Annotated in this window: 16 protein-coding genes; 6 read left to right on the forward strand and 10 right to left on the reverse strand. The window is 69.0% G+C overall.

Annotated features, from left to right (window positions below):
• The first annotated feature begins 20 nt into the window (after positions 1-20).
• The gene (gene metK, locus H0X95_RS22740; RefSeq protein ID WP_006482984.1) at positions 21-1,208 is read left to right on the forward strand and encodes a methionine adenosyltransferase; all 1,188 of its coding nucleotides are present in this window, start codon (positions 21-23) and stop codon (positions 1,206-1,208) included.
• 111 nt (positions 1,209-1,319) lie between these two features.
• Here metK and H0X95_RS22745 read toward each other — a convergent pair whose 3' ends face one another.
• The gene (locus H0X95_RS22745; RefSeq protein WP_006492161.1) at positions 1,320-1,661 is read right to left on the reverse strand and encodes a hypothetical protein; all 342 of its coding nucleotides are present in this window, start codon (positions 1,659-1,661) and stop codon (positions 1,320-1,322) included.
• Positions 1,662-2,013: 352 nt separating this feature from the next.
• Here H0X95_RS22745 and H0X95_RS22750 point away from each other — a divergent pair, with 352 nt between their 5' ends.
• The gene (locus H0X95_RS22750; protein ID WP_006482801.1) at positions 2,014-2,787 is read left to right on the forward strand and encodes a phytanoyl-CoA dioxygenase family protein; all 774 of its coding nucleotides are present in this window, start codon (positions 2,014-2,016) and stop codon (positions 2,785-2,787) included.
• 151 nt (positions 2,788-2,938) lie between these two features.
• Here the strand turns inward: H0X95_RS22750 and H0X95_RS22755 are convergent, their stop codons facing one another.
• Positions 2,939-3,145: a DUF3185 family protein gene (locus H0X95_RS22755; RefSeq protein WP_006482797.1), complete on the reverse strand. Its 207-nt coding sequence runs from the start codon at positions 3,143-3,145 to the stop codon at positions 2,939-2,941.
• Positions 3,146-3,338: 193 nt separating this feature from the next.
• Here H0X95_RS22755 and mgrA point away from each other — a divergent pair, with 193 nt between their 5' ends.
• Positions 3,339-4,382 carry an L-glyceraldehyde 3-phosphate reductase gene (mgrA, locus tag H0X95_RS22760; RefSeq protein ID WP_006482799.1) on the forward strand — a complete coding sequence of 348 codons (1,044 nt, stop codon included), beginning with the start codon at positions 3,339-3,341 and terminating at the stop codon, positions 4,380-4,382.
• A 106-nt stretch (positions 4,383-4,488) separates the two neighbouring features.
• On the opposite strand, the gene H0X95_RS22765 is transcribed toward mgrA, so the two are convergent.
• Both H0X95_RS22765 and H0X95_RS22770 read right to left on the reverse strand, forming a co-directional pair.
• Positions 4,489-4,674: a hypothetical protein gene (locus H0X95_RS22765; RefSeq protein WP_006482800.1), complete on the reverse strand. Its 186-nt coding sequence runs from the start codon at positions 4,672-4,674 to the stop codon at positions 4,489-4,491.
• Positions 4,675-5,027: 353 nt separating this feature from the next.
• The gene (locus H0X95_RS22770; protein ID WP_059720874.1) at positions 5,028-5,915 is read right to left on the reverse strand and encodes a DMT family transporter; all 888 of its coding nucleotides are present in this window, start codon (positions 5,913-5,915) and stop codon (positions 5,028-5,030) included.
• A gap of 808 nt (positions 5,916-6,723) precedes the next feature.
• Between H0X95_RS22770 and H0X95_RS22775 the strand changes: the two genes are divergently transcribed.
• Positions 6,724-6,936 (forward strand): hypothetical protein, encoded by a 213-nt coding sequence (locus H0X95_RS22775; RefSeq protein WP_006477514.1) that lies wholly within the window; start codon positions 6,724-6,726, stop codon positions 6,934-6,936.
• Between the two features lie 56 nt (positions 6,937-6,992).
• Positions 6,993-8,015 (forward strand): serine/threonine protein kinase, encoded by a 1,023-nt coding sequence (locus tag H0X95_RS22780; protein ID WP_006485443.1) that lies wholly within the window; start codon positions 6,993-6,995, stop codon positions 8,013-8,015.
• A gap of 66 nt (positions 8,016-8,081) precedes the next feature.
• On the opposite strand, the gene H0X95_RS22785 is transcribed toward H0X95_RS22780, so the two are convergent.
• Together H0X95_RS22785 and H0X95_RS22790 are read right to left on the reverse strand one after the other, a co-directional pair.
• Positions 8,082-9,524: a coniferyl aldehyde dehydrogenase gene (locus H0X95_RS22785; RefSeq protein ID WP_006485442.1), complete on the reverse strand. Its 1,443-nt coding sequence runs from the start codon at positions 9,522-9,524 to the stop codon at positions 8,082-8,084.
• Positions 9,521-10,027: a hypothetical protein gene (locus H0X95_RS22790; RefSeq protein ID WP_154641146.1), complete on the reverse strand. Its 507-nt coding sequence runs from the start codon at positions 10,025-10,027 to the stop codon at positions 9,521-9,523. Before H0X95_RS22790 ends, H0X95_RS22785 begins: the two co-directional genes overlap by 4 nt.
• 223 nt (positions 10,028-10,250) lie before the next feature.
• Here H0X95_RS22790 and H0X95_RS22795 point away from each other — a divergent pair, with 223 nt between their 5' ends.
• Positions 10,251-11,891 (forward strand): GMC family oxidoreductase, encoded by a 1,641-nt coding sequence (locus H0X95_RS22795; RefSeq protein ID WP_196446225.1) that lies wholly within the window; start codon positions 10,251-10,253, stop codon positions 11,889-11,891.
• Positions 11,892-11,925: 34 nt separating this feature from the next.
• Here the strand turns inward: H0X95_RS22795 and H0X95_RS22800 are convergent, their stop codons facing one another.
• From H0X95_RS22800 to fliH, 4 genes are all read right to left on the reverse strand, one after another.
• A complete protein-coding gene (locus tag H0X95_RS22800; protein ID WP_059720857.1) occupies positions 11,926-13,293 on the reverse strand; it encodes a flagellar hook-length control protein FliK in 1,368 nt (455 codons plus the stop codon).
• A gap of 31 nt (positions 13,294-13,324) precedes the next feature.
• Positions 13,325-13,783, reverse strand: coding sequence for a flagellar export protein FliJ (gene fliJ / locus H0X95_RS22805; RefSeq protein ID WP_006489106.1), 459 nt, complete (start codon positions 13,781-13,783; stop codon positions 13,325-13,327).
• A gap of 5 nt (positions 13,784-13,788) precedes the next feature.
• A complete protein-coding gene (fliI, locus tag H0X95_RS22810) occupies positions 13,789-15,294 on the reverse strand; it encodes a flagellar protein export ATPase FliI (RefSeq protein ID WP_230878272.1) in 1,506 nt (501 codons plus the stop codon).
• A gap of 32 nt (positions 15,295-15,326) precedes the next feature.
• The coding region (gene fliH / locus H0X95_RS22815) for a flagellar assembly protein FliH (RefSeq protein WP_196446226.1) at positions 15,327-15,920 on the reverse strand (594 nt) is incomplete at its 5' end.

Genomic DNA, 15,920 nt, shown 5'->3' on the forward strand with positions numbered 1-15,920 from the left:
CCACACAGGAGCCTGAAAAAGTGGCAAACGATTATCTCTTCACGTCCGAATCCGTCTCCGAAGGCCATCCGGACAAGGTCGCGGACCAAATCTCGGACGCGATTCTCGACGCCATCCTCGAGCAAGACAAATATTCCCGCGTTGCGGCGGAAACGCTGTGCAACACGGGTCTCGTCGTGCTGGCCGGTGAAATCACCACGACGGCCAACATCGACTACATCCAGATCGCGCGCGATACGATCAAGCGCATCGGCTACGACAACACCGACTACGGCATCGACTACAAGGGTTGCGCAGTGCTCGTCGCGTACGACAAGCAATCGCCGGACATCGCGCAGGGCGTCGATCGTGCACACGACGACAACCTCGATCAAGGCGCGGGCGACCAGGGCCTGATGTTCGGCTATGCGTGCGACGAAACGCCGGAACTGATGCCGCTGCCGATCTACCTGTCGCACCGCCTCGTCGAGCGCCAGGCCAGCCTGCGCCGCGACGGCCGCCTGCAATGGCTGCGTCCGGACGCGAAGTCGCAGGTCACCGTGCGCTACGTCGACGGCAAGCCCGATTCGATCGACACCGTCGTGCTGTCGACGCAGCACGCACCGGACATCGAGCTGCCCGCGCTGCGCGAAGCCGTGATCGAGGAAATCATCAAGCCGACGCTGCCGGCCGACCTGATCAAGGGCGACATCAAGTTTCTCGTGAACCCGACCGGCCGGTTCGTGATCGGCGGCCCGCAGGGCGATTGCGGTCTGACCGGCCGCAAGATCATCGTCGACACGTACGGCGGCGCCGCACCGCACGGCGGCGGCGCGTTCTCGGGCAAGGATCCGTCGAAGGTCGACCGTTCGGCAGCGTATGCCGGCCGTTACGTCGCGAAGAACATCGTCGCCGCCGGCCTCGCGTCGCGCGCGCTGATCCAGGTGTCGTACGCGATCGGCGTGGCCGAGCCGACCTCGGTGATGGTCAACACGTTCGGCACGGGCCGCGTGTCGGATGCGGTGATCACGAAGCTCGTGCGCGAGCATTTCGACCTGCGTCCGAAGGGCATCATCAAGATGCTCGACCTGCTGCGCCCGATCTACGAGAAGACGGCAGCTTACGGCCACTTCGGTCGCGAAGAGCCGGAATTCTCGTGGGAAGCGACCGACAAGGCGCTCGCACTGGCCGAAGCGGCCGGCGTGGAGCCGACGGCACGCGTCGCGTAAGCGTCGTCCGCCCGAAATGAAAAACCCCGGCCAAGCCGGGGTTTTTTTATGGGTTTCGATCGTCGAAGCAATGGCGGCGATCGGGGCGGGCCGTGCCCGCCAGACACTCGCTCAGCGCGCGCCGAACCCGAACCAGCCGTTGCTCGCGGCAAGGCGGCGCGGGCGGTTGACGCGGCGCTGCGGGCCGAGCGTGCGGCGCAGCGCGAGCGCGCGCAGCGACGACGGCTTCTGCAGCAGCGAGCGCAGGCCGGCGCGGCGGGCGAACGCCTGCGCGCTCATCATCGAGAAAAACGCGTGGAACCACGCACGGATGCCGTCCAGCCGGCTGTGCGTGTGCGTACGCTCGGCCAGCGCCTGCGTGCGTGCGCGGTGATGGCGCAGCGAGCGGGCAGGAGCGGACGGCACGACGCGCTTCGCAGCGCGGTTGAAACGGGAAGTCAGACGGAATGGCATGTGAACGATGCTTCGCTTGTATGGGTGGCGCCCTGAAGAGCGCACTGGTATGAACGGCCTCGGATGGCACAACGGATCTTACCGAAACCCGTTGCGCGCCGCGCCCGCCAGAATTGACAGGCCGCGTCAGGCTACAGGGGAATCATGACGGGCAAAAGTCGCGATAAACCCTTGTGCCGCAAGGCGTGTGCCGCATACCGCCTGTCGCTCAGGCAGGTGCCGCGCCGCACAGTTCCCTTGAGCTGGGTCAAATCCGCGATTGGCATGCCCCTGCGCACGACAATGGTGCTGTTCGCGGTATCCGGCGCCGATTTACAATCGTCACATTCACACAATAAACGTCTGGCATCCCATGTCGTCTCCATTGCAGTCGGAATCGATCCGCGCGCAAGTCGCGGAATTGCGCGAGCGCGGCTTCGTCGTCGCGCGCGGCCTCGTCGGCGAAGCGCAGTGCGCGGCGCTCCGGCAGATCGCGGAGCGCCAGTTGCGGGAGGCCGCCGAGCCGATCGAGTTCGAGGCCGACCTGCGCTACCCGGGCGCGCCCGAATCGAAGCACGCGCCGGGCGGGCATACGGTGCGGCGGCTGCTCGACGCGTATTCGCGGGATCCGGCGTTTGCCGAGCGCGCGATCGCGCCCGAAATCGGCGCGTGGATGCGCGCGTATTTCGGCGAGGAGCCGGTGCTGTCGCGTGCGCATCACAACTGCATGATGACGAAGCATCCGGCGTACGGTAGCCTGACCGGCTGGCATCGCGATTTCCGCTACTGGGCGTTCGAGCGCCCGGACATGGTGTCGGTGTGGCTCGCGCTCGGGCCCGAAACCAACGAGAACGGTGCGCTGTGGCTCGTGCCGGGTTCGCATACGGCCGAATTCGGGCCGGAAGCGTTCGATGACGCGAAATTCTTCCGCAGTGATGTGCCGGAGAACCGCAGGATGATCGAAGCGGCCACCTGTCCGCCGCTGCAGACGGGCGACGTCGTGTTCTTCCACTGCAACACGCTGCATTCGGCGGGGCAGAACCGTTCCGACCAGGTGAAGTTCTCGCTCGTGTACACGTACCACGGCGCAAGCAACCGGCCGGTGCCCGGCACGCGCTCGGCGTCGAAGCCGGAAGTGCAGTTCTAGGCGCCGCTCCGGCGGCGCCGTCGCGATGCGCAGGCGATGCGGTGCATCGCGGGCGAACGGGAAGGAAGCAACGGGCGGCCAGGCCGCCCGTTTCGTTTGATGCGGCCCGCGCGCGTGACGCGAGTCGTACGTGCGTCGCGCTGCGGCGCGATCAGCGCTTGCCGCCCGGCATCGCGAGGCCGATCAGGCCGACGAACGACGCCACGGCGCCGCCGGCGATCAGCAGGATCGTCTTCGTCGCGGGTGAACCGGTGAAGAAGCGCGACACGTTGTCGTTGATCGAATGGAACGACTGGCCGCCGAAATACAGCAGCACGACGCCGCCGACGAGCAGTGCAACCGAGATGACCCGGGACATACCAACCTCGCTGAAACGGTGATTCGAGACGCCGCAGTGTAGGCGAGCGCCGCGGTCGCGTCCATCGTCGCGCCGCCGTGCGTGATCCGGCCGCTTTCGCTACCATAGTCGTCGTATGACTCCTTCGCCGCCGTCGCGTCATTGGCGTGGCCGGCGCGCGTCCCTTTCCCCGATGTCCTGACGGAACAGACTCATGGCCTACGAAGCAGCTTCCGAACGTTATGCCGGCATGCAATACCGCACCTGCGGCAAGTCCGGGCTCAAACTGCCCGCCCTGTCGCTCGGCCTGTGGCACAACTTCGGCGATTCGACGCCGATCTCGACGCAGCGCGAGATCCTGCGCACCGCGTTCGACCTCGGCATCAACCACTTCGACCTCGCGAACAACTACGGGCCGCCGTACGGCAGCGCCGAAACCAACTTCGGCCGGCTGCTGAAGGAGGATTTCCGGCCGTATCGCGACGAGCTGCTGATCTCGACGAAGGCCGGCTGGGACATGTGGCCGGGGCCGTACGGCAGCGGCGGCGGGTCGCGCAAGTACGTGCTCGCGAGCCTCGACCAGAGCCTGCAGCGGATGGGGCTCGACTACGTCGACATCTTCTATTCGCACCGTTTCGACGCGCACACGCCGCTCGAGGAAACGGCGGGCGCGCTGGCGTCGGCCGTGCAGCAGGGCAAGGCGCTCTACATCGGCATTTCGTCGTATTCGGCCGCGAAGACGCGCGAGATGGCCGCGCTGCTCGCGCAATACAAGGTGCCGCTGCTGATTCACCAGCCGTCGTACAACATGCTGAACCGCTGGATCGAAGAGGATCTGCTCGGTACGCTCGACGACGTCGGCGCGGGCAGCATCGCGTTCACGCCGCTCGCGCAGGGCTTGCTCACGTCGAAGTACCTGAACGGCGTGCCGGCCGACGCGCGCGTGAACAAGCCGGGCGGCGGCTCGCTGAAGCAGGAGCACCTGAGTGCGGACAACCTCGAGCACGTGCGCAAGCTCAATACGATCGCCGAACGGCGCGGGCAGAGCCTTGCGCAGATGGCGCTGGCGTGGGTGCTGCGTAACGGCCGCGTGACCTCCGCGCTGATCGGCGCGAGCCGGGCCGAGCAGGTGCGCGAGAACGTCGGTGCGTTGCAGAACCTCGAATTCTCGGCGGAGGAACTCGCGGAGATCGATCGTTACGCGACGGAAGGCGGCATCAATCTGTGGGAAAAGCCGTCCACCGATCAGGCGATCTGACCGGAAGTCGATACGGGATGCGAAATATCGTGTGCCGTATCGTCGCCGCACACGCGATGCGGCCCATCGCTGCGGTGCAGCGATGGGCGTCGCGCACGGCGAGGCGCTAGATCAGCGCAGGCAGGCCTTCAACGAGCAATACCGCGACGCCGACGCCGAGAATGACGCCGAGTACGCGCAGCAGGTTGTGACGGAACTGGGTGGCGCACGGTACCGCGCCGAGAAATAGCGCTCCGGCCAGCGCCATCGGAATCAACAGGATGAAGTCGCCGATCGTGAAATAGGTCGTCATGCGTGTCTCCAGTGTCGGCCGAAGTGGGCGCTTCGGTGCTTGCCTGGGCGGCTCCATCCCTGCGGGATATCGGCCTGAAACGGCACGCGTGCGCTCACCCCGGCCCCATGCCGGGTGTTTCTAGTTGGTCCGGCCCGTTACGAGCAGGCCGGTCAATTCGAGTATAGGCAACCGGCGGCGTTTTTCGCTATCCGAACCATTAAAAATCAGTAGAAAGCCCCGCGAATCACGCGTTTTTCGTGCGAACAAGACGAACGCCTTGCGCGTATCTTTCCCGTTCCTTTCGATTTTCGCGGAATCGTCGTATGTGTCCGATACGGGCCGCCGCACCCGTGGGCGCGGCGGCCCGCCGCTCAGGCGCGGTCGGGTTGCGGGCGGCCGGCCGGCGCGCGGAACACGAGCGCGAGCCCGGCGATGATCGCGCCCATGCCGGCGAGCGCGAGCGGCTCGGGCCGGTTGCCGAGCCACACGGCATCCATCAGCGTGGTGACGACCGGCACGAGATAGAACAGGCTCGTCACGTTGACGAGATCGCCGCGCTGCATCAAGCGGTAGAACAGCAGTTGCGCGATCACCGAAATCACGATGCCGAGCCACAGCAGCGGCACGACGAACGCCCAGCTGATGTCGAACGACACCGGCCGGAACGGCACGATCGCGACGCACAGCGCGAGGCCGATCGCGTTCTGCAGCGGCAGCACGTCGGCGGGCGCCGCGCGCACGCGCTTTTGCAGCAGCGAGCCGACGGTCAGCGCGACGAGCGCCGTCAGCGCGCACGCGATGCCGCCCGCCGACAGGCCGCCCGTCCCGCCGCTCACGCCGCGGCCCACGACGAGCGCGAGGCCGGTGAGCGACAGCGCGAGCCCCGCGATGCGCACCGGTTGCCAGCGACGCTCGACGATCGCGAGCGTGAGGATCGGCTGCACGCCGAGGATCGTCGCGAGCACCCCGGGCGCGATGCCGCGCTCGAGTGCGAGCAGATAGAAGATCGAATAGCCGCCCATCATCAGCAAGCCGGTCAGCGCGGCCATGCGCCGCTCGCCGCGCGGCGGCAGCCAGCGTTTGCGCATGAACGCCAGCGCGAGCAGCACGAGCGATGCGAGCGCGAAACGGGCGGTGAGAAAGGCGAACGCGGACGCGTGACGCAGACCGAGTTCAGCGAAGATCGCGCCGCTGCTCCACAGCAGTACGAAGAGCGACGTCGCGCCATGCGCGGCCAGCGCGCGTTTGAACGAAACCATGTGAATCCACCTGTCGAACGGATCGAAACGTTCCATCCGCGCGCGCGGCAACGTGCCGTGCGTCATGACGCACGCACCTGCAGCCCACGGCGCGAAGGGAAGACGAAAACGAAAAGCCGGCGAGTCAGCCGGCGCGTGCCGCCGGAGGGGGCGGCGCAGCGCAGACGAGCGGCGGTGCGACAGGAGGAGGAAGGACCGACGGATGCACGCACGCCTGCGGCCGCGAGTCGAACTGCGGCCGGGATTTTGCGAGGGCGGACGTGAGCGGATACATCGTGTCGGAGTGCGGTTGAACGCGAATGAAAGCTTAAGGTACCGCAAGGCAGCCTTCGAGCGCAACTCTTGTCGGCGGCTGCATATCGCGAGCGGCGTCGTGCGTCGATGCAGGCCGATGCCGGTACGCACGCAAGCATTCGACGAACGGTGGAAAGCGATCGACATGCGACGCACGCGACGTGATTCCGGTCGGTCGCGTGCAGTGTTCCGATGATTCGGCAGCGGCGAAGCGAAGCGGCACGCGCGTTGCGTCAATCATGGGCGTGTGGTGGCGCGGTACCGTTTCGGTGGTCAGTCACATTCGACAGGGTATGATGGGGGTAACCGGGCGGGCAAGTACGTGCCCGACGCAGTGGTTGATTGGAGACATTCGACGAATTCGCGGCACTTCGCCTGCTTCTTCTTCTTTTCGCGCTTCGATAAACCGTGAACAATGGGATCACGCGCAACGCTCCGCCGAGAGCGGCGCGGATCGGGCATTTGCCGGCTCGCCAGCGGGCCGGGTTTCAAGATTCAAGAGTGGGGAACCATCATGCATATCGGGTCGATCGTCTGCACTACCCATATCGCGGTGCCGAAAGGCGCGCGCGGCATCGTCCAGCGCATCCTGGGCGACATGGCCATGGTGACCTGGTACGCGGGCGTGCCGGGTGAGTCGAAAGAACTCAACACCGAGCCGTTCTTTCTCGAGGACCTGATCGACACCGGCGAATCCGTTCTGCCGGCCGGCGCGGCGCTTCACTAAGCACCCATCGCACCGGACGCTCGTCTTTCGGTCCGGCAGGCGGCACAATGCGGGGCATGACAGACGCCACCTCCGCTCCCGCTTCTCCCGCCAGCCCGCCGTTCGCCGGCCTCACGCCCGAATGCGTGCTCGACGCGCTCGACAGCGTGCTGATGCCGGCCGGCCTGCGCACCGACGGGCGCTTGCTTGCCCTCAACAGCTACGAAAACCGCGTCTACCAGGTCGGTATCGAAGACGGCCCGCCGGTCGTCGCGAAGTTCTATCGCCCGGCGCGCTGGTCGGACGACGCGATTCTCGAAGAGCATGCGTTCGTCGCCGAACTCGCCGCGCGCGAGATTCCGGCGGTGCCCGCGCGATCGTTCGACGGCCGCACGCTGCACGCGTTCGACGGTTTCCGCTTCTCGATCTTCGAGCGGCGCGGCGGGCGCGCACCCGATCTCGACCGCAGCGACACGCTCGAATGGCTCGGCCGCTTCATCGGCCGCATTCATGCGGTCGGTGCGACGCAGCCGTATGTCGCGCGTCCCGTGCTCGACATCGGCACGTTCGGCTACGAGCCGCGCGACTACCTGCTCGCGCACGATTTCATTCCGGATGACGTAAGACCGGCGTACGAGACCGCGGTCGCGCTGGCGCTCGAAGGCGTCGAGGCGGCGTTCGAGCGCGCGGGCGAGATTCGCCTGCTGCGCACGCATGGCGACTGTCATCCGAGCAACGTGCTGTGGACCGATGCCGGCCCGCATTTCGTCGACTTCGACGACAGCCGGATGGCGCCGGCCGTGCAGGATCTGTGGTTGCTGCTGCCGGGCGATCGCGAAGGCGCGTCGCGCGCGCTGGCGGACCTGCTCGCCGGCTACGAGGATTTCTGCGAATTCGAGCCGCGCGAGCTGTATCTCGTCGAAGCGCTGCGCACGCTGCGGCTGATCCACTACGCGGCGTGGCTCGCGCGGCGTTGGGACGATCCGGCGTTTCCCGCCGCGTTCCCGTGGTTCAACACGCATCGTTACTGGGAAGCGCGCGTGCTCGAACTGCGCGAGCAGATCGGCGCGATGCAGGAAGGGCCGCTCTGGCCCGTGTGACCGTTGCGCGCGCGGCATCCCTGCCGCGCGGCAGGTTGGACAGGGCCGCGACGCGGCCCGTCCGGCTCAGAACTTCAGCATCAGCTTGATCAGCGCGGCGAAGCGCTTGCCGTACGGCGGCGCGAGCAGGTTGCGCGCGTTCAGGCGCGCCTGCGTGAGCACCGGCTTCATCTTCGAGAACGTCACGAAGCCATCGTAGCCGTGGTACGCACCCATGCCGCTCGCCCCGACCCCGCCGAACGGCAAACTGCCGCATGCGATGTGCATCAGCGTTTCGTTGATCGAGACGCCGCCCGAGATCGTTTCGCGCATCACGCGGTCGATCGTGCCGCCATCCTCGTCGAACAGGTACAGCGCGAGCGGACGCGGGCGCGCATTGACGTACGCGATCGCTTCGTCGAGCCGCTCGTACGGCACGAGCGGCAGCAGCGGCCCGAAGATTTCCTCCTGCATCAGTTGCGACGTGGCCGGCACCTGCGTGAGCGCGCACGGCACGAAGCGGCGCGATGCGGGATCGGACTGCGCATCGGACAGCGGATGCAACTGCGCGCCGGCCGCCTGCGCGTCGCTCGCGAGTTGCTGCAGGCGGGCGTAGTGGCGCGGCGACACGATCGTCGTGTAGTCGCCGTTGGCCGACAGGTCCGGATACAGCTTCGCGAAGCGGGTCCGCGCGCGTTCGATGAACGCGCCTTCCATCCCGCGCGGCAGCAGCACATAGTCGGGCGCGATGCAGGTCTGGCCGGCGTTCAGCGTCTTGCCGGCGACGATCGCATCGACGGCCGCGTCGAAGCGCGCATTCGGGCCGACGATCGCCGGCGACTTGCCGCCGAGCTCGAGCGTGACGGGCGTGAGGTTGTCCGCGGCCGCGCGCATCACGTGGCGGCCGACCTGCGTCGAGCCGGTGAACAACAGGTGATCGAACGGCAGCGCGCTGAACGCGGCGCCGATCTCCGCGTCGCCATTCACGACCGCGACGTGGTCGCGCGTGAAGGTCTTGCCGATGAGCTGCTCGAACAGCGCCGACGTGCGCGGCGTCAGTTCGGACATCTTGATGATCGCGCGGTTGCCGGCGGCGAGCGCGCAGATCAGCGGGCCCGCCGCGAGCAGCACGGGATAGTTCCACGGCACGACGATGCCGACCACGCCGAGCGGCTGCGGAATCACCTTCGCGCGCGCCGGGCGCAGCCACTTGTTCATCGGCTTGCGGATCGGCTTCATCCAGCGCTTGCCGTGCTTCAGCGCGTCGTCGATCTCTTCCTTCGCCATCCAGATTTCCGACAGCAGCACTTCCTGCTTCGCGCGATGGCCGAAATCGGCGCTGATCGCGTCGGCGAGCGCATCCGCGTGATCGATCAGCATCGTGCGCAGCGCGCGCAGGTGCTGCGCACGCGTGTCCCATGCCGGGTACGGTGCGCGCAGGTACGCCGCGCGCTGGTCGTGCAGCAGCGACGTCAGCGCATCGACCGACGGCAGTGCTTGCGGGGCCAGTTCGGGCAGGTCGTTCTTCATGTCGTCTCCTCCAGTTGGGCCTGGCTGATCGGCCGGCCGTCACGCCGCACGCGCACGCTCGGCGAGCGCGGCGACGCGGATCGGGTGATGCGGGTCGCGCGGCACGGGGCCGGATGCGACGGGTGTTCGAAAGCCGGTTGCGGTATGCGGCAAGCGTCGTATCCGCGCGACGGTGTCCCCGTCCGAAAAGTGCGCCGCACGGCAGGCGCGCACGATCCGATACGGTGACGAGCGGGCGCGCGTTGCCATTGCGCGCACGCCTGCCGGTGCACCGCAGCAGGGCCGCGCGACGGGTACGCGACGACCCGTCGCCGCTCATCGTGCAGCGACGTCGACACACCGTCCAAACGGTCGGCGATGGCGCGTGCCGTTCGATTTCCACCGACTGCGCGCATGACGCCGTACGTCGTCGCGCAGGCCGCCGTTTGAAATGAAATGCGGGCCGCGCGCGTGACCTCCGGATCACCCGGTCGACACGCGGCCTGCAGGATCTGGCGCTGCATCGTCGTTCCTCCCGTTTCGCGACGAGTCGGCTTCTCGTGGCCGGTGCATCGCGCGAAGCGATTCGATACATCTTAAATTTAGTTCACGCGGGCGTTTAGAGGAATCGCTCTTGAATCCGCGCGCCGCGCACGGGACGGCCATTCCTACAATGCCCGAACACAAGAGGGGACGCGGTCGCGCGGCGGTGCCGGCGCGCCTTCCATGACACGACGGAGACGTGACATGCAATACGACTACATCATCGTCGGCGGCGGTTCGGGCGGCTCGAGCCTGGCCGGCCGTCTCGCCGATGCCTGCCCCGATGCGACGATCGCACTGATCGAGGCCGGCTCGCATACGGAGCGCAACCTGCTGGTCAACATGCCGGTCGGCATCGCGGCGCTGGTGCCGTTCAAGCTCGGCACCAACTACGGCTACGAGACGGTGCCGCAGCCGGGCCTCGGCGGGCGGCGCGGTTACCAGCCGCGCGGGCGCGGGATGGGCGGCTCGAGCGCGATCAACGCGATGATCTATACGCGCGGCCACCCGGGCGATTACGACGAGTGGGCGCAGCTCGGCGCGACGGGCTGGGGCTGGCAAGACGTGCTGCCGTATTTCCGCCGCGCGGAAGGCAACGAACGCGGCGCCGACGCGTGGCACGGCGCGGACGGCCCGTTGACCGTTTCCGATCTGCGCTTTCGCAATCCGTTCTCCGAACGATTCATCCAGGCCGCGCATGCCGCCGGCTATCCGCTGAACGACGACTTCAACGGCGCGACGCAGGAAGGCGTCGGCTTCTATCAGGTCACGCATCGCGACGGTTCGCGCTGCAGCGTGGCGCGCGCGTATATCTACGGCCGCAACCGGCCGAACCTGCACGTGCTCACGGATGCGACGGTGCTGCGCGTCGGCTTCGACGGCAAGCGCGCGGTCGGCGTCGTGGTGTCGCGCAACGGGCGGGTCGAGACGCTCGGCGCGCGCGCGGAAGTGATCCTGTCGGCCGGCGCGTTCAATTCGCCGCAACTGCTGATGTGTTCGGGAGTCGGCCCGGCGGAGCAACTGCGCCGCCACGGGATCGCGGTCGTGCAGGATGCGCCGGACGTCGGCACGAACCTGATCGACCACATCGATTTCATCATCAACACGCGCGTGAATTCGTCGGAGCTGGTCGGCGTGTGCGTGCGCGGCATCGCGAAGATGACGCCGGCGCTCGCGCGCTATTTCTCGAGCCGCACCGGGATGATGACGAGCAACGTCGCGGAGGCCGGCGGTTTCATCAAGAGCGATCCGTCGCTCGCGCGTCCCGACCTGCAACTGCATTTCTGCACGGCGCTCGTCGACGACCACAACCGCAAGATGCACTGGGGCTTCGGCTATTCGCTGCACGTGTGCGCGCTGCGGCCGTTCAGCCGCGGCACGGTCGCGCTCGCGAGCGGCGATGCGCGCGACGCGCCGCTGATCGATCCGCGCTTCTTCAGCGATTCACGCGATCTCGACCTGCTGGTGCGCGGCGCGCAGGCGATGCGCAGCATCCTGTCGCAGGCGCCGCTCGCGTCGCAGGGCGGGCGCGAGCTGTACACGCGGCCGGACCAGAGCGAAGCGGAGTTGCGCGCGACGATCGTCGCGCATGCGGACACGATCTATCACCCGGTCGGCACCTGCCGGATGGGCTCCGATGCGCGCGCGGTCGTCGATCCGCAACTGCGCGTGCGCGGCGTCGACGGGTTGCGCGTGGTGGATGCGTCGGTGATGCCGACGCTGGTGGGCGGGAACACGAATGCGCCGTCGGTGATGATCGGCGAACGCGCGGCGGACTTCATCGTCGCGGCGCGCCGCGGCGGTGTGCCGCGCGGCGAGGCGGCTACCGCGGTGCACGGCCGCTAGGCGCGGCGCGCGCACGGCACGGCAGCGGCCATGCTCAGGCAAACGTATCGACGAGGCCGGCGCGGCTCGCGCGCGCGGCGACCGGTGCGGATTGCGCGGCGTCGACAGGTGCATCGACGGCTGACGGTCCGCCGTTCCCGCGTCGCGACGACTGGCCGCCGGCGAAAGTCTGCTGCGGGTTGGGCTGCTGTTGCTGCGACGCGAGGCCGCCGTCGCTGACGGTTGCGCTGCCGAGCCCGAGTCCGCCTGCTTCCATCGCTTCGCGCAGCTTCGGCAGCGCGGCTTCGACCGCGTCGCGCACCTGCGCGTGCTGCGACACGAACAGCGCGTGCGCATGGTTGTCCGCGACGCGCAGCACGACCTGCAGCGGCCCGAGATCGGGCGGGTTGAGCGTCAGCTCGGCGCTCTGCTGGTGCGCGTTCGACAGGAACACCACTTTCTGGCTCAGTGCATCCGTCCAGTCGGCCGTGCCGACGTGCGGCGCGAGCGCGTGTGCGTTGGCGGCGGCGATCGCGCCGGCGGCCGGCGACAGTTGCAGGTTCGCCTGCGCGGCGGCGGCAGCCGTGGCGCCCGCCGCGAGCGTCGCGCTGGCGGCCGGGGCCGTCGCGTTGCTGGCTGCCGTGAGCGCGTGCTGGGCGCCGGACTGCGCGTTCGCGTCGGCCTGCAGCGTTTGCGGCGTGACCTGGGTCGGCGCGGGCTGGGTGGCGAGCGCGCCTTTCGCGTCGGCGAGCGTGCGGTCGAACGTCGGCACTTTCGGTGTCAGCGGGGCGGCGGCGTTCGACGCGGTCGCTGCCGGCGTCGTCGGCGTGGCGGCGGCGCTCGTGCCGGTCGCCGGCATCGTGATCGCGCCCGCGCCACCCGTCAGCTTGGCGAGCGCCGCTTGCAGCGCGTCGCGGCTCGATGCCGGGTCGGTCGGCTGCGCGGTCGCGTCCTTGGCCGCATGATCGGCGAGCGTCGCCGTGGCGTCCGGCTGGCCGGACACGGCCGTCTTTTGCGTGGTGGCGGCCGCGGCGGCGGTCGCCGCGTCGGCCGGCGTCGCGGTGTCCGGGCGCGCCTGCAGTTGCGCCTGCACGGCCGCGGCGGCCGCGAGGGCGACGGCGTCGGGGTTGGCGGTGGCGGCGTTCGCGGGCGTGTCGTCGGTCGCCTTGTCGTCGTCGGTGCCGGACGGTTTCGCGCCGGCGGCCGGCTTCGACGAAGCCGGTCTGGTCGACGCGTCCGGCGTACCGGCGTTGGCCGTATCGCCGCGCGTGGCGACGCTTTGCTTGAGCGTCTGAGCGAACGGCACGGCGCTCGTGGCAGCGGCCGCATCGGCGCCGGCGGCGGACGCACCCGAGCCACGGGCGACCTTGAGTGCGGCGCCGGCGGTGTCGAGCAGCGCGCCGAGCAGGGGCAGGGGAGGCATGACGGTTCTCTCGTTCGAAGGCGGTGGTCGGTTACGACGAGCGGGCCGCGTCGGCCCGCATGCGCAGGATCTTCGCGGCGTGTTCGTCGGCGTCGCGCTGTTCGCGCCGGGCGTCGCGCTGCGCTTCCTGCGCGACGCCGCGCGCCTGCAGGATTTCATACGAGCCGACGGTACGCTTCTTCTGCTGCCAGTTCGGGCGCGCCTCGTCGATGCGGACTTCGGCCGCGGCGAGCACGCTGCGCTGCTGCGCGATCGCGGCATCGAGCGTGTCGATGAACGCCTGGAAATTGCGCCAGTTGCCGGCCGGCATCCCGCTTTGCGCGGATTGCGCGAAGCGTGCGTGGTATTCGTCGCGATAGCGCAGCAGCGCGTCGAGCTGTTCGGCCGCCGCGGTGCGGTCGCGCTGCGCTGCGCCGAGCTGCTTCGCGGCCGAGTCGAGGTCTTCCTGCGCGCGGTCGAGCAGCAGCTGAAGGGGAAAGCCGTGGGCCATCGGGATCAGCCTCCGTAAGCGTCGAACAGCGCATCGAGCGCAGTGAGGCTCGATGCGAACGGCGCGCATTCGCGAAAGCCCTGCTGCAGGAACGCTTCGATGCGCGGGTAGAGCGCGATCGCGCGGTCGAGCTGCGCGTCGCGGCCGGGCGCGTAGGCGCCGACCGCGATCAGGTCGCGATTGCGCTGGTAGCGCGACAGCATCTGCTTGAACTGCCGCACGTGGTCGAGATGCGTTTCGTCGATCAGCGCGGTCATCGCGCGGCTGATCGACGCCTCGATGTCGATCGCGGGATAGTGGCCGGCCTCGGCGAGCGTACGCGACAGCACGATGTGGCCGTCGAGGATCGCGCGCGCCGAATCGGCGATCGGGTCCTGCTGGTCGTCGCCCTCGGTCAGCACCGTGTAGAACGCGGTGATCGAGCCGCCGCCTTCGGGGCCGTTGCCGGTGCGCTCGACGAGCGCGGGCAGCTTCGCGAACACCGACGGCGGATAGCCTTTCGTCGCGGGCGGCTCGCCGATCGCCAGCGCGATCTCGCGCTGCGCCATCGCATAGCGCGTCAGCGAATCCATCAGCAGCAGCACGTGCTTGCCCTGGTCGCGGAAATACTCGGCGAGCGACGTCGCGTACGCGGCGCCCTGCATCCGCAACAGCGGCGACACGTCGGCCGGCGCCGCGACGACGACCGAGCGCGCGAGCCCGTCCTCGCCAAGGATCTGTTCGATGAATTCCTTCACTTCGCGGCCGCGTTCGCCGATCAGGCCGATCACGATCACTTCCGCGCTCGTATAGCGCGCCATCGTGCCGAGCAGCACCGACTTGCCGACGCCGGAGCCGGCGAACAGGCCCATCCGCTGGCCGCGGCCGACGGTGAGCAGCGCGTTGATCGCGCGCACGCCGACGTCGAGCACGTGGTGGATCGGCTCGCGATCGAGCGGATTGATCGACGGCGCCGACAGCGGCGCATCGACTTTCGACGCGAGCGGGCCGAGGCCGTCGAGCGGGCGGCCCGACGCGTCGACGACGCGCCCGAGCATCTCCCAGCCGACCGGCAGCCGCTTCGCGCCCGCGAGCGGATCGGCGACGGGCGCGCTTTCGCGCGGCCACACGCGGGCGCCGGGCAGGACGCCGGCGACGTCGGTGGTCGGCATCAGGAACAGGCGGTCGCCGGCGAAGCCGACGACTTCGGCTTCCGCGTGCGGCAGCGTGCTGCCGGGCGGCAGTTCGATCGTGCATTCGGCGCCGACCGACAGGCGCAGCCCGATCGCCTCGAGCACGAGGCCGGCCGCGCGCGTGAGGCGTCCGCACGGCCGCAGCGGCAGCGCGCGGTGGCTGCGCGCGGCGAGCCCGTTCAGGTGCGTGCGCCAGTGCGCGAGATGCGGATTGTGCGGCGCGCGCGGGGCGGCGTCGGCAGCCTCGGATGCGGCGTGCGGCGTGGCGTCGTCCGCGGGATCGTGCGCGGCCGCCGGCCCGAACGACGCGAGCGCGAGCTCGCGTTCGAGCGGCGTCATGCCGTCGTGCGCGAACGCGTCGGGCGAGCGCGTCACCACGTGCTCACCTTGCCGATCGCGGCGGCGACGCGCTGCCAGCGCGTGGGCAGCGTCGCGTCGACCTCGCCGGTCGCGGCGTGCGCGCGGCAGCCGCCGCGCTCGATCGACGCGTCGGTGCGCACGGTCCAGCCGAGCGTGTCGAGATCGTCCTGCAGATACGCTTCGACGACGGGCAGGTCAGCCGGATTCACCGCGAGATGCGGCGCGCCGGACAGCGCGGGTTCGGCCGCGAGCACGTCGCGCACGGCGGCGACCAGCGCGGCCGGGTCGTGCTTCACGTGCTGGCGCACGACCTGCTGCGCGATGTCGAGCGCGAGCTGCGCGAGCTCGGATGCGAGATCGTGTTCGACGGCGGACACGGCTTCGCGGAACGACGCGGCGAGCGCCGCGAGCTGCGCGGACTGTTCGCGGGCGTCGGCCTGGCCGGCCTCGAAACCCTGTTCGCGGCCCTGCTCGAAACCGGCCTGGTAGCCGAGCGCCTGGCCTTCGACGTGGCCGGCCGCATGGCCTTCGGCGTGCGCGGCGTCGCGCACGCGCTGCAGTTCCTCGGCGAGCGCGGCGGCAGCGGCCGCCGCGTGGTCGGGCGG

The organism is Burkholderia sp. 9779_493, assembly GCF_015712215.1.
Lineage (GTDB): Bacteria > Pseudomonadota > Gammaproteobacteria > Burkholderiales > Burkholderiaceae > Burkholderia > Burkholderia cenocepacia.